12 protein-coding genes are annotated in these 13,530 nt (G+C 61.2%); 4 read left to right on the plus strand and 8 right to left on the minus strand.

The features are described 5' to 3' along the window. From N8H22_RS11605 to N8H22_RS11615, 3 genes are read left to right on the plus strand one after another with little or no spacing between them, the layout of a single operon-like run. A complete protein-coding gene (locus N8H22_RS11605; protein WP_264590671.1) occupies positions 1–720 on the plus strand; it encodes a hypothetical protein in 720 nt (239 codons plus the stop codon). A 59-nt stretch (positions 721–779) separates the two neighbouring features. Then, positions 780–1,508 (plus strand): hypothetical protein, encoded by a 729-nt coding sequence (locus N8H22_RS11610; RefSeq protein ID WP_264590672.1) that lies wholly within the window; start codon positions 780–782, stop codon positions 1,506–1,508. Next, entirely contained in the window at positions 1,468–3,663 is a 2,196-nt protein-coding gene (locus tag N8H22_RS11615) for a lipase family protein (RefSeq protein WP_264590673.1), read from the plus strand. Before N8H22_RS11610 ends, N8H22_RS11615 begins: the two co-directional genes overlap by 41 nt. 95 nt (positions 3,664–3,758) lie before the next feature. Here the strand turns inward: N8H22_RS11615 and yegQ are convergent, their stop codons facing one another. From yegQ to zwf, 8 genes are all read right to left on the minus strand, one after another. Further along, positions 3,759–5,129 (minus strand): tRNA 5-hydroxyuridine modification protein YegQ, encoded by a 1,371-nt coding sequence (gene yegQ / locus N8H22_RS11620; RefSeq protein ID WP_264590674.1) that lies wholly within the window; start codon positions 5,127–5,129, stop codon positions 3,759–3,761. A 127-nt stretch (positions 5,130–5,256) separates the two neighbouring features. Next, a complete protein-coding gene (locus tag N8H22_RS11625) occupies positions 5,257–5,475 on the minus strand; it encodes a YdcH family protein (RefSeq protein WP_264590675.1) in 219 nt (72 codons plus the stop codon). A gap of 178 nt (positions 5,476–5,653) precedes the next feature. After that, positions 5,654–7,084 (minus strand): aspartate kinase, encoded by a 1,431-nt coding sequence (locus tag N8H22_RS11630; RefSeq protein ID WP_264590676.1) that lies wholly within the window; start codon positions 7,082–7,084, stop codon positions 5,654–5,656. A 154-nt stretch (positions 7,085–7,238) separates the two neighbouring features. Next, entirely contained in the window at positions 7,239–8,147 is a 909-nt protein-coding gene (gene thpD, locus N8H22_RS11635) for an ectoine hydroxylase (RefSeq protein ID WP_264591025.1), read from the minus strand. A 68-nt stretch (positions 8,148–8,215) separates the two neighbouring features. Continuing rightward, complete coding sequence (locus N8H22_RS11640; RefSeq protein WP_264590677.1) at positions 8,216–8,617, minus strand: ectoine synthase; 402 nt, start codon at positions 8,615–8,617, stop codon at positions 8,216–8,218. A gap of 15 nt (positions 8,618–8,632) precedes the next feature. Next, positions 8,633–9,910: a diaminobutyrate--2-oxoglutarate transaminase gene (gene ectB, locus N8H22_RS11645; protein WP_264590678.1), complete on the minus strand. Its 1,278-nt coding sequence runs from the start codon at positions 9,908–9,910 to the stop codon at positions 8,633–8,635. Beyond that, on the minus strand, positions 9,907–10,422 hold the full coding sequence (gene ectA / locus N8H22_RS11650) for a diaminobutyrate acetyltransferase (RefSeq protein ID WP_003297792.1): 516 nt from the start codon (positions 10,420–10,422) through the stop codon (positions 9,907–9,909). The genes ectB and ectA overlap by 4 nt, the downstream gene beginning before the upstream one ends. Positions 10,423–11,051: 629 nt before the next feature. Continuing rightward, positions 11,052–12,494: a glucose-6-phosphate dehydrogenase gene (zwf, locus tag N8H22_RS11655; protein ID WP_264590679.1), complete on the minus strand. Its 1,443-nt coding sequence runs from the start codon at positions 12,492–12,494 to the stop codon at positions 11,052–11,054. Positions 12,495–12,639: 145 nt separating this feature from the next. Between zwf and hexR the strand changes: the two genes are divergently transcribed. Beyond that, positions 12,640–13,503, plus strand: a complete 864-nt coding sequence (hexR, locus tag N8H22_RS11660; protein WP_264590680.1) for a transcriptional regulator HexR — start codon at positions 12,640–12,642, stop codon at positions 13,501–13,503. The last annotated feature ends 27 nt before the right edge of the window (positions 13,504–13,530 follow it).

The following is a 13,530-nucleotide window of genomic DNA, read 5'->3' on the forward strand; positions in this document are numbered from 1 at the left end:
ATGTTAGATATTTGGCGGGGTTTATGGATTCTTATAGCTGGTGTATCTCTGAGTGCCTGCAGCGCGTTCGGTTCATTCGGTGGTGAAACCTTCATCCTTGAGGGCGGGTTACCGGCCGATTTCTCGCTCAAGGCGCAAGCGGAGTATGACGTCGCCAACGAATGTAACGGCAGTTGGCAGATCAAGACGTTCCAAACGAATTTCGAAAGTACTCCACAACAATACCGTTTCAAAATACCGGTCAACTACCGTTCCGGATTATGTGAAATGCAACTGGCAAAGGTGAAACTGACTATAAACGGACGTTATGGCGAAAAAGAGTGGCAGCAAACCTATGACAACGGGGGATTGGTCATAGTCGATAAACTTCCAGAGGGTGCTCCGACGTTTGGAGTAGATGGGGTTATCGCTAAGAGCGCTATGTGTACATGGTGGTTTCAGGAGAGCAAGCTCTATTTGGAGATATCCAAACTTCTTAACTGTAGAGGCGCTGGCGCATATCTCGTCAGAGATGAGTTGCCAGGCCGAAGAGTTATGCTCTCTTTTCTAGTGAACGCAGAAGAAGAGCCATCACACAATGATACTTGGGTGAAATTCCCGACTGGATGGAAACCGTGTCTGCCAAAACCAGGCTGGCAGAGCTGCCAGCGGCCCCCGGTCTTTAAAACATTCAAGATGAATGGCCGTGAATGCACGGTTTACCCTAACTGCACTGATTGATTTGCAAAGTGCAAGGCCTCAGTTGCGATGTCGGTCGCCATTAGTTTAGTAGGTTGATAATGTCAGATATTTGGCGGGGTTTATGGGTTCTTATGGCTGGTGTATCTCTGAGTGCCTGCAGCGCGCTCGGTTCATTCGGCGGTGAAACCTTCATCCTTGAGGGCGGGTTACCGGCCGATTTCTCGCTCAAGGCGCAAGCGGAGTATGACGTCGCCGATGCATGCAATGGCCGCAGCCAAAGCAAGACATTCAAGAAGGATTATGAAAGTGCTCCGCATCAGTATCGTTTCAAGATTCCGGTCAACTACCGCTCCGGATTATGCGAAATGCAATTGGCAAAGGTGAAACTGACTATAAACGGACATTATGGCGAAAAAGAGTGGCAGCAAACCTATGACAACGGGGGATTGGTCATAGTCGATAGACTTTCGGACGGTGCTCCGACATTCCAAGCTGATGGGGCTTTTACCAAGAGAGCCAAATGTACATGGACTTTTCAAATAAGCAAACTTTATTTAGAAATTTCTAAACAGCTTAGCTGTAGCGGGGCAGGTGCTTATCTGGTGCGTGAGAATTTACCCGATAAGGTCGTACGCTTGGGATTTGAATTAAGTAGTAAAGAGCATCCTTATCTAAATGGCTATTGGTTAGAAACTTCAACAGGGTGGAAGCCTTGCACTGGGCGCTGGGGAACTCGGTTCGAAGAGCTTTGCACCGAGCCGCCACAGTTTCGCACGTTCAGAATGAATGAACGTGAATGTACTGTTTATCCAAACTGCACAGAGTGATACACGAATGAATGGCTTGGCTAATGCCGTCAGGCTCGAATGCCCATTTCGCAGCGGCGGGATCAGCTTCCGATTAGTAGATGAACACGGAAGCGGTAGACCTTTTTCCGGCCTTTCCTACCAACTTGTGGGCAGCCAGGGACAGGAATGCACGGGTGTATTGGATAGCGAAGGGTACGCCCGAGTAAAGCAGCTTTATTGTGGGCTGATTGTTTTACGGATATCAGCTGCTTATACGGGAAGCGATGAGTGGTACGCGAGGATTTCCCGTCGGGATAAGTTCACGCTTCCCTTGACTGCTCTGCAAGTAGCGGCTGAATCATCTCCGTCTGGCCCTCGCCGTGCTGACGGCGAAACCTATCTAGCGGAAGCACGCGCATCGCAAGAGGATGCGCGTTTTTTTCGAGTGGAAGTTAGTGATTTTTCCGAAACTGCTGGCCATCTACCCGAGGCAGACAAGACATGGCAGCCGCGCCCTCCAGCCATTCCAAAACGAAATGTCGGTTTGCCGGAAGAGCAACCGGGTATCGTGTTAATGGCAGAAAGCACGCATTACGTACTCGAAGTCAAAGCCCTGCGCGCCTATAGCCCACTGTTTTCTAGGGATAAGGAGTTCTGTGCGTTGAACGCCTATCACCTGGCGGTGATGAGTGCCTTTGTCTACGCGCCGTTCAGCAGGGAGCCGGGATCGTTCGAGCGTTATGAATCGTCGCCGCCACCCTACACGGCGCTCGGTAGCATCGGTCATGTGTTGCAGAATCAGCTGGGGCGCCTGGTCAAGCCGACACAATTTAACGCCGCCGGGCCATACCATTTGCTCTGTGAGGAAGTGCCTTATTCCAAGCGCCTGGAAATCATGCCGTACGATCCCGAGCGCTATGTGACGGAGGCGGAGGAGGGCTGGAAGAATCCTGAGGACGTGCACTTTCTCTACGACAAGGATTCCAGTACCCAGGCGTTCATCACCCACAACGACAAGATCGTGCTGATTTCAGTGCGTGGCACCCAAGAGGTGCTCGCCGACACCGGACGTGATCTGGACGCGCGCCAGGTACCCTACGAAGGGAAAGGCCAGGTGCACCGAGGCTTTCATGGCGGCTTCCTGGCGGTGAAGCCTTTTGTCGAGCGCTACTTCGACAGCTTTTATACTGGCGAGCAGACACTCATCGTCTGTGGTCACAGCCTCGGCGGTGCTATCGCCCTGCTGCTGGCAGAATGGCTGCGTTGCCTACCGGCCGGCCCCGATGTCGTTCTCTATACCTTCGGCGCACCTCGCGCCGGCGACCGTGCGTTCGTCCGGGCCGCCCAACCGCTGACCCACCATCGCATCGTCAATCACGACGATCCCATCCCGGCCTTGCCGCTGCCGTGGATGGATGCGGAGTGGAGGCTGGCGTTGCCCGGTACTGCGCTGCTGTTCAGCTCGCCGGTGGCGGGCATCGTGCTGTTGCTCGCAGGACTGGTGAATCTGCACGGCGATCCCTACGAGCATCATGGAGAGCAGCGGCACTTCATGCCGCGCAAGCCGGGTGGCGGAAGCGAGGCAGCCATTCTCTGGCAGCCGGGCTGTGCGCTGATCGACGAGCAGACCTGTGCGCGGTACATGGGTGAGATCGCCCTGGACGGGGATATGCCAGAGCGTGTGCCGCTGTCCGGGGCGCATCACTCCAGCGATAGCGGTTATGCGCGCGCAGCGTTGACGACGCTGCTGCGCTGGCATGACAGCGTCGAAAAACGCCAGGGCGCATTGTTCACCGACAGTGAAGTCCGCGATATCCACGCCCAGGTGAGGAATGTCCGGCAGCTTCTCGAGAGTTGGCAGCCGCGCTCCTTCAACGAGTTCCGCTGGGAGGTCCGGCGCAGCGGCGACATGCGCTTCTATGGCAAGAGCGATCTGGAGCTGCGAGCCATCTACGCCGACGCGCTGCAGAAAGGCGAGCAGCTTCGCAACGAGCAGGAACAGGCTTTGTCGCGGGCGCAGCAGCGTCTGTTGGCTCAAGCCGCGCGTGTGGTTACGCCGCGCAGCGTCCTGGGTGAATTTGCCGGGCGGGCGGACGTGGTCGAACTGTTTGCCCAGTGGCAGACCCTGAAAGAGCACCAGGCGGCGCAGAAGCTGGCGGGAGTCGCTGCCAGACCGACACCCAGCTACGCCTAGCGGCTCGACGCAGTTGGGCGCGCTCGCTGAAGCCGGGCGCGCCGAACACGGTGCCGGAATTATCGGTTCGGCTGGCGATGGCAGTACGTGCCGACTTACCCTCTCGTCGTGCCGCCCTCCAGTTCGCGCATCAGCAGCCCGTAGGCCAGCTCGACGTTCTCGGGCACCGGCAGGTAGACGGTGTGGCCATCGCCCGGCGCGACGTCGATGGCTTCGCCCCGGCTGTTTTCCAGACGCTCCATGCGCAGGTTGAGATTGCCCTGCGGGGTCATCAGCTCCAGCCGGTCGCCGACGGCGAAACGGTTCTTCACCTTCACCTCGGCCAGGCCGTTGCGGCGTTCGCCGGTCAGTTCGCCGACGAACTGCTGGCGCTCGGAGAGCGAGAAGCCGCGCTCGTAGTTCTGGTACTCGTCGTGCACGTGACGGCGCAGGAAGCCTTCGGTGTAGCCGCGGTGCGCCAGCGATTCCAGCGTGTCCATCAGCGACCTGTCGAACGGTCGGCCGGCCAGTGCGTCGTCGATGGCCTTGCGGTAGACCTGTGCGGTGCGCGCCACGTAGTAGTGGCTCTTGGTGCGGCCCTCGATCTTCAGCGAGTGCACGCCCATCTGCACCAGACGCTCGACGTGCTGCACGGCGCGCAGGTCCTTGGAGTTCATGATGTAGGTGCCGTGCTCGTCCTCGGTCGCCTCCATGAATTCGCCGGGGCGCGAGATGTCTTCGAGCAGGAACACCTTGTCGGTCGGTGCGCCGACGCCCAGCGTCGGATTGTCCTGTGTCTCGACTTGCTGCACGGCGATGGGCTCGTAGAGGTGAACCGAGTTGCCCAGTTCATCCTCCTTGGCCTCGTGGGTCTTGTATTCCCAGCGGCAGGCGTTGGTGCAGGTGCCCTGGTTGGGGTCGCGCTTGTTGATGTAGCCCGACAGCAGGCAGCGGCCGGAGTAGGCCATGCACAGCGCGCCGTGGACGAAGACTTCCAGCTCCATGCCCGGCACCTGCTCGCGAATCTCGCCGATCTCCTCCAGCGACAGCTCGCGCGAGAGGATCACTCGGCTGACGCCCTGGCTTTCCCAGAACTTCACCGTGGCCCAGTTCACCGCGTTGGCCTGTACCGAGAGGTGGATGGTCTGCTGCGGGAAATGCTGACGAACCAGCATGATCAGGCCGGGATCGGACATGATCAGCGCGTCCGGCCCCATCGCTACCACTGGCTCCAGATCCTTGATGAAGGTCTTCAACTTGGCATTGTGCGGGGCGATGTTGACCACCACGTAGAACTGCTTGCCCAGCGCATGGGCTTCGTCAATGCCGAGCTTGAGATTGGCGTGGTCGAACTCGTTGTTGCGCACGCGCAGGCTGTAGCGCGGCTGCCCGGCGTACACCGCATCGGCGCCGTAGGCGAAGGCGTAGCGCATGGATTTCAGCGTGCCGGCAGGCGACAGCAGCTCGGTGCGGTTGGGGGTGTGCATGGTGCGGACTCGCAGGGGCGTCGAACAAGCGCGGCATTTTACTGTGCTTGCCCGTTGATTGCGCGTCGTCTGCGATGGGTTGGAAAAAAGAGCTGACGGCGCCCCGCGAGGGCGGGGCGCAGGTGGATCAGGCCGCGGATGCGTCCTTGAGCATCTCGTAGAGGCGATCCTTGAGCTGCAGCTTTTCCTTCTTCAGGTTCTCGACCTCGCTGTCGGTGCCCGGGATGATGCGTGCTTCGATGTTCTTGACCCGTTGATCCAGCTCGTTGTGTTCGTCGAACAGGCGGGCAAAGGTCTTGTTTTCCGCCTTGAGGCGGGTGATTAGGTCACGGTACTCGGGGAACATGGCAACTCCTGCGGCATGGATGAGCGGATGGGCAGGTCAGGCGATCGTACCCGGCTGTCCTCTGTTTCCATGGTGGGCCCGGTGCTTGTCGGCGGTATTGATCGGTGTCAGGCCGGGGCGACGAAAGCCGGACAGCAGAACGCCGGGACGAGCCCGGCGTTTTGGTCTTGTGCCTGGATCAGGCCGCGGCGATCACGTCGCCGTGGTTCTCCGGCTCGATCAGTGCGCGGTGCAACGCAACGATTGCCGCGACGTAGTCTTCCTCGTTCACCACGCACTGCATCTCCACTTGGCGGATCGACTGGTGGATCGCCTGGATGCTGATGCCCGCTTCGGCCAGTGCGGCGACGGTCTTGGCCAGGATGCCCTTGACCTTGAGGTCCGAACCGATCGCCGAAACGATGGCCAGGTTGTGCACGGTGACCTCCGCAGCCGGGTACTGCTCCTCGATCAGCTTGGCCGCGCGGTTGATCAGCTTGCGCGAGCCGGAGGTGTAGTAGGTGATGCTGTTGGCGTCGGAGTCCTTGTTCACCACATAGAGCTTGAGCTGCTTGAGCAGCTTGCTGATTTCCATGTCGTGGCCGATGTCGCCGAGCATGTCCTGGTCGAACACCTCGATGCCGAAGACATCCTTGCGCCCGGCGATGATCTCCACGCAGGGCTTCTCGCTCTTGTAATCCTGGCTGATCAGTGTGCCGCCATGCTCAGGTTCGAAGGCATTCTTGATGCGCAACTCGACACCGGCGCGACGCAGGGTCTTGGCCGCGCGTGGGTGGATCGCTTCCATGCCGAGGTTCGACAGCTGGTCGGCGACGTCGTAGTTGGTGCGGCCGATGGTGACCACCTTGTCGGCACCGACCAGGTTCGGGTCGGCGGAAGAGAGGTGGAATTCCTTGTGAATGATCGCCTCGTGGGCGCCGGTGGCGGCGGCGATCTGAGCGAAGGTGATCTCACTGTAGCCGCGGTCGAAGGTGTTCATCAGGCCTTCGGCGCAGTGCGTGTAGCCGGTGGCGACCACCAGCTCGCGGCTGAGGTCGAAGCCGGCGAAGTGGCTGGCGATCATCTCCTCGAACGGCAGCGGTGCTTCCTGCTGCCAGCCGGTGAGGTCGGCCAGGCGGGCATTGACGCCGCGCTGCTTGAGCGCCAGCACCGAGTTGAAGGCACTGTGCGCTTCACCGAGGGAGGCGAGCATCTCGCGCACCTTCATCAGGTGCTCGGAGAGCTGGAAGTGGCCGTAGGCGCAAAGCTTCTGCAGGCTGTGCATGCACTCGCTGGCATCGTCGATGCGCGAGTTGATGAACTGGTTGGCGGCGTGCAGCTCGTACTCGGAGCTGAACAGCTCGGCGTTCTTGTCCAGCATGCGCTGGCGCACGGTCTCCAGCGCCTCGCGCCAGGCGCCTTCGCTCTGGGCGTCGGCGAAACGCTGGTAGACGCCGGGCTCGCCGGTTTTCTTGTGTTCCAGCAGCAGGTTGGTCATGCCGCTGTAGGCCGAGACGACGAAGATGCGCTGGTACAGCGCGGCGCCTTCCCGGTGGCCGATGAAGATATTGTCGAGGACTTCCTCGAAGCGGCTCATCGACGTGCCGCCGATCTTTTCTACGGTATGCATCTTTATATTGCGTCCGAATCTGGCAGGCCGTTGACGGGCCCGGCGCGGCTGGCGCACCTGTCGATCAACGAGCTGAAGTGAATTCATCCCTGGGCCGGTAATCGGATCGGCCAAGCCGGGGGATCGGGCCCGTCATCAGACGCGCCCGATCGCCTCAGAGATACTGTTGCGGCCGAATGTCCAGCGGCTTGAAGTTCTCGCGTTCGGCGACGAAGGCCGGGCGCGGTTTCTGCTCGCAGAACGGTGGCTGCACGGCATTATCCACGTGGTTGTAGACGTAGAACAGATTGCTCCGCGCGCTCGGCGTGATGTTGCTGTTGGAGCCGTGCATGGTGTTGCAGTCGAAGAACACCACGCTGCCGGCCGGGCCGGTGGCGCAGTCGATGCCGAAGCGGCTGGCGAGCTCGCTCAGGCTGTTCTGGTCGGGCACACCGAACTCCTGCTTGCGCAGGGACTTCTCGTAGTGGTTCTCCGGCGTCGCGCCGACGCAGCGCACGTAGTGCTTGTGCGAGCCGGGCATCAGCATCAGCGGACCGTTGTGCGGCTCGTTGTCGGTCAACAGGATCGAGCAGGACAGGCAGCGCATGCGCGGCATGCCGTCCTCAACGTGCCAGGTCTCGAAATCCGAGTGCCAGTAGAACTCCTTGCCGGTGAAGCCGGGCTTGAAGTTCATCCGCGACTGATGCACGTAAAGGTCGCCGCCGAGGATGAAGCGGGCGATGCCGGCGGTGCGCTGGTCGGCTGCTACACGGGCAAACAGCTCGTTGTCGCTGTGAATGTCGAACACCGAGCGGATCGCGCCGCTGTCGGGTTCCTTGATGGTCTTGCCGGAGCCGGCGACGGCCGGGTCCTGGCGCATGCGCTCGAGTTCGGCGCGGAATACCGCCACTTCATCGGCGCTGAACAGGTTGGGGATGACCAGGTAGCCGTCGCGCTCGAAACGCTCGATCAGCTCCGCCGCTATCGGCGCATTCTCCAGGTCGCTGCGGTAGACGACCGGATCCAGGCGTTCTTGCCAGCTGGGCTGGTCTTCCTGGCGCGAGGGATACAGGTCGGCTTGCATAGGGTTCACGCTTACCTCCTTTTCTGGTGATGGCGGGACGGCGCGGTGGCCGCCCCGGTAAACCGGTATCAGACGGTTTCGGCCTCCAGCGGATAGACGCCGCTCTCGTCGTGCACTTCGCGGCCGTTGAGCGGCGGGTTGAAGACGCAGGCCAGCTTCAAGTCTTCGCTGCCGCCACGCAGCAGGTGCTCGTCATGCTTGTCCAGCACGTACAGCGTGCCCGGCTCGATCTTGTAGATCTTGCCGTCGGCGATGGTCTCGATCTCGCCGTTGCCGCTGATGCAGTACACCGACTCGAAGTGGTTCTGATAGTGGATGTGCGTCTCGCTGCCGGCGTAGATGGTGGTTATGTGGAACGAGAAGCCCACCTTGTCGTCCTTGAGCAGCATGCGCGTGCTGTCCCAGGTGCCGGTCTGGCTGTGGACCTTGCGGTCGGTCTGCTCGCACTCGGCGAGGGTTCTTACGATCATTGTTCGGTCCTCGAATCAGGAAGCTTGGTTTTCGGTCTGCTCGCTCATCACGGCGGCGAAGGCCTTGTCGAGGATGGCGAGCGCCTTGTCGATCTGCTCTTCGCTGATGATCAGCGGGCAGAGACACTTGACCACTTCGCTATGGGCGCCGCTGGTCTCGATTACCAGGCCGTTGTCGAAGGCGTGGCGGCAGACGGCGGCGGCGATATCGCCATCCGGGCAGCTGATGCCGAGCATCATTCCGCGGCCTTTGAGGAACAGCGAATCAGGGCCGTGGCGGCGGATGATGCGTTGCATGCCGTCGGCGATGCGCTTGCCCTTGGCCTTCACGCTGTTGGCGAACTCGTCGTTCTGCCAGAAGTGCTCGACGGCCGCGGCGGCGGTGACGAAGGCGTGGTTGTTGCCGCGGAAGGTGCCGTTGTGCTCGCCCGGCTTCCACTGGTCCAGCTCCTGGCGCAGCAGCACCATGGCGAACGGCAGGCCGTAGCCGGACAGCGACTTGGACAGGGTCACGATGTCCGGCTGGATGCCCATCTCCTCGAAGCTGAAGAAGGTGCCGGTGCGGCCGCAACCGGCCTGGATGTCATCGACGATGAGCAGCATCTCGTGCTTGCGGCAGAGCTTCTCAAGCTTGCGCATCCACTCGGTCGACGCGGTGTTCAGACCGCCTTCGCCCTGAACGACCTCGACGATCACCGCGGCGGGCTTGTCGATGCCGCTGGAAGGGTCGGAGAGCAGCTTGTCCATCATGCCGATGGTGTTGGTCTTGTCGCCGAAGTAGTTGGCGTAGGGCATGCGGCTGACATCGGTGAGGCTGATGCCGGAGCCGCCGCGGTGGTGCTGGTTGCCGGTCGCGGCCAGCGCGCCGATGCTGCAGCCGTGGAAACCGTTGGTGAAGCTGATGATGTTGTTGCGCCCGGTGACCTTGCGCGCCAGCTTCATCGCTGCTTCGACCGCGTTGGTGCCGGTCGGGCCGGTGAACTGCATGCGGTAGTCGCCCATGCCGCGCGGTTCGAGGATCAGACGGTTGAAGGTTTCGAGGAAACGCTCCTTGGCCGCGGTGTACATGTCCAGGCCGTGGGTGATGCCGTCGTTCTCGATGTACTCGAGCAGCGCCTGCTTGAGTACCGGGTGGTTGTGCCCGTAGTTGAGCGTGCCGGCGCCGGCGAGGAAGTCGATGTAGCGCTTGCCGTCCTGGGTGACCAGTTCGGCGCCCTGGGCCTGGTTGAAGACCACGGGGAAGGAACGGCAGTAGCTACGAACCTTGGATTCGTTCAGTTCAAAAGTTTTCATGCGTGCTCCTTGAGCTCTTCTTCTAGATGGGAAACGGTGAACGGGCCGGCGCGGTAGAGCACCTCGTCCTCGTGCTGACCGCCAAAGTGCGCGGCGCGGGAAAACAGCGTGCGCGTGGTGCAGTCGGCACCCAGCCGGTCGAAGGCCCGCTTGAACAGTGCCTGCGACGCCGCGTTGTCCGGGGAAATGGTGGTTTCCATGAAGCGCACGTCGTGCTCACGGGCCACACGGGCCGTCAGCGCCAGCAGCATGCGCAGGGCCAGGCCCTGGCCGCGCATCGAACTGTCGACGGCGACCTGCCAGACGAACAGGGTGTCCGGGCGGGCAGGGGGGCGGTAACCCGAGATGAAACCAACCAGTTCGCCCTGAGCATTCTCGGCGGCGATGGCGGTGTCAGCGAAATCGGAACACTGCAGCAGGTTGCAGTAGACCGAATTGGTATCGAGGGGCTGGCAGCGCGCTACCAGCTGATGGAGGTTGTAACCGTCGCCGTCGGTTGGGCGACGGAGCATTACGGTGGGGAAACTCAAAACAATGCCTTTGGGGTTGTTGATTGAATTCCTTTTTAGGGTAGGCATATCTGGAAAAGTTTCTCAACCCGAACTTCTGAATATGCGAAGTTCAGGGTGCTGCATATATCGCTCGATCCCGCGTAATTACGGTGATTGCGCCGTGGATGTTTCAGTCTGTTTCATTTCGCCAGGCTGGCGATGAAGACTGATAGTTACGGGGAAGTTTCTGGAGTGTCGCGAGAAGTTCGATGGCGGTGATGCGCAGAAGTTCGCCCTGGGTGACCATGGCGTAGCTGCAAGCGGCGTGAATAGTAGGTTTGCTGTGGTTGATCGATGCCCGAGCCGTTCGCTATGCACGCGCTGTTGGGCATGGCGTGCTGCGGATAAGTGTGCAGGGAAGAATCAGGCGGAGAATCGACGCGGAAATAGCACTAAATGGCGGAGTGAACTACCGATGATATTTAGCCGATATGACGTCTGTATGTCGACGAGATCTGGCCACGGCCGAGCTAGTTGCTCGGGATAGTTGCCAGGGTCGCAACGTCATCATCAGCAAAGTCTGCCAATCGGCTCTAACTCGCATTATTCGGGGCTGCAGCGAAGTTCGCGGAAGTTGTTCCGGCGGCACTTCAGTGCCACCAGTTCCGGCCCTGGCGTTCGATGAATTGGTGGGCCTGTTCCGGGCCGTCGCTGCCGGCCGGGTAGGGACGTGGTTTGCGGTAGTGACCATGCCAGCCACGCAGAATCGGGTCGACCCAGCGCCAGGCTGCTTCCACCTCGTCGCGGCGCATGAACAGCGTCGAGTCGCCCTCGATGACATCGAGCAGGAGGCGCTCGTAGGCCTCCCAGCGGCGGCTGCTGCTGAACGCATGCGCGAGGTTCAGATCCAGCTCCACCGGCTCCAGCTGCATGCCCTTGCCGGGGGCCTTGGCCATCAGCTGGAGGCTGATGCATTCCTCCGGCTGCAGACGGATCACCAGACGGTTGGTTTCGCCCTTCTTGAACAGCAGATGCGGCACCGGCTTGAAGGTGATGACGATCTCCGAGCGCTTCTTCGCCATGCGCTTGCCGGTACGCAGGTAGAACGGCACGCCGGCCCAGCGCCAGTTGTCGATCTCGGCCTGCACGGCGACGAAGGTTTCGGTATCGCTGTCATTGTCGATGTTGTTCTCGAAGTAGTAGGCCGGCACGTCATGCCCGCCGATCTCGCCGGCGCCGTACTGACCACGCACCGTCTTGTCCAGCACGTCCATGCCGGTGATCGGCTTGAGCGCTTCGAGCACCTTGACCTTCTCATTGCGCACCGACTCGGCGGTGAAGCGCACCGGCGCCTCCATGGCCACCAGGCAGAGCAGCTGCAGCAAGTGGTTCTGCAGCATGTCGCGCATGGCGCCGGCATGGTCGTAGTAGCTGCCGCGATTCTCCACGCCGAGGGTCTCGGCCACGGTGATCTGCACATGATCGATGTGCCCGGCGCGCCAGATCGGCTCGAACAGCGCATTGGCGAAGCGCAGCGCCATGAGGTTCTGCACGGTCTCCTTGCCCAGGTAATGGTCGATCCGGTAGATGCGTGGCTCGGCAAATACCGCGCCGATCGCCGCGTTGATCGCCTGCGCCGACTCCAGCGAATGACCGATGGGTTTCTCCAGCACGATGCGTGCGTTTTCCCCGGCAAGCCCGGCGCTTTCCAGATTGGAGGCGATGGGCTCGAACAGGTCCGGGGCGGTGGCCAGGTAGTAGACGCGTATGCGGCCCTCGGCATGGCCGATGTGATGGGCCAGGCGGACGAACTCGCCGCGTTGGCTGGCGTCCAGGGTGAAGTAGTCGAGGCGCTCGGCGAAAGCCTGCCAGACCTCGGTGTTGAAGTCGGCGCGCGTCACCTGGGCGCGGCAATGCCGTTCGGCCAGGGCTAGGTAAGCATCACGGTCGAGCTTCTTGCGCGCCAGGGCGAGGATGCGCACATCGCTGTGCAGGCGGCCGTCGCGGTGCAGGTGATAGAGCGCCGGCAGCAGCTTGTGCAGGGCCAGGTCGCCGGTGCCGCCAAACACGAGCATGTCACAGGAAATCGACACGGAATCACTCCTCAGGGCCGGATAATTGGGCGTCAGGGCTGGCCATGTAGTATAACTACCGGCCCACTACAACCCAGCTGGCAGGCCGAGCGAGCATCATGCGCCCGTTGACGGCCGTCAGACGCGATCATAGCGAGTCCTCACCGTGAATCTGCTGCAACACATCGCCCAATCGAGAAGTCTGCTGCGAAAGTCGGAGCTGAAGGTGGCCGACCATGTGCTGCTCGATCCGGCTGCGGTGATGCACAGCTCCATGGCTGATCTCGCCCATGCCGTGGGTGTCAGCGAGCCGACCATCGTGCGCTTCTGCCGTGCCATTGGCTGTCTGGGCTTTCAGGACCTCAAGCTGAAGCTGGCGCAGAGCCTGGCGGCCGGCGCCAGTTTCGGCCAGTTCGCCATCAGTGAGAACGATTCTGTGGCCGACTTTGCCTTGAAGATCTTCGATACGACCCTGCACACCCTGATGGAAGTGCGCGAACGGCTCGACCCGGAGGCGCTGCAGCGCGCCATCACCGCGATGGCCAATGCCGAGCGGGTGGAGTTCTACGGTTTCGGCGCCTCGGGCGCGGTCGCCACCGACGCCCAGCACAAGTTCTTCCGCCTGCTGCTGTCGGCGGCAGCCTATTCCGACCCGCACATGCAGGCGATGTCGGCGGTGACGCTCAAGCCCACCGACGTGGCGATCTGCATCTCGCAGTCCGGGCGCTCCAAGGACCTGCTGATCACCGCTAACGTGGTGCGCGAATCCGGCGCCACGCTGATCACTCTGTGTCCGAGCCAGACGCCGCTGGCGGAGCTGGCCACCATCAACCTGGCCATCGACGTGCAGGAAGACACCGAGATCTACACGCCGCTGACCTCGCGCATTGCCCACCTGGTAGTGATCGACGTGCTGGCGATGGGGGTCGCCATGGCGCGCGGGCCGAGCCTGGTCAACCACCTCAAGAGCGTCAAGCGCAGCCTGCGTAGCCTGCGCCTGTCGCCGAAGACGGTGAAGCACGAGGACTGAGCAGGCGGTTTCATCGCCTGGTCAGCA

Source organism: Stutzerimonas sp. S1 (assembly GCF_025966695.1).
In the GTDB taxonomy this organism is placed as follows: Bacteria; Pseudomonadota; Gammaproteobacteria; order Pseudomonadales; family Pseudomonadaceae; genus Stutzerimonas.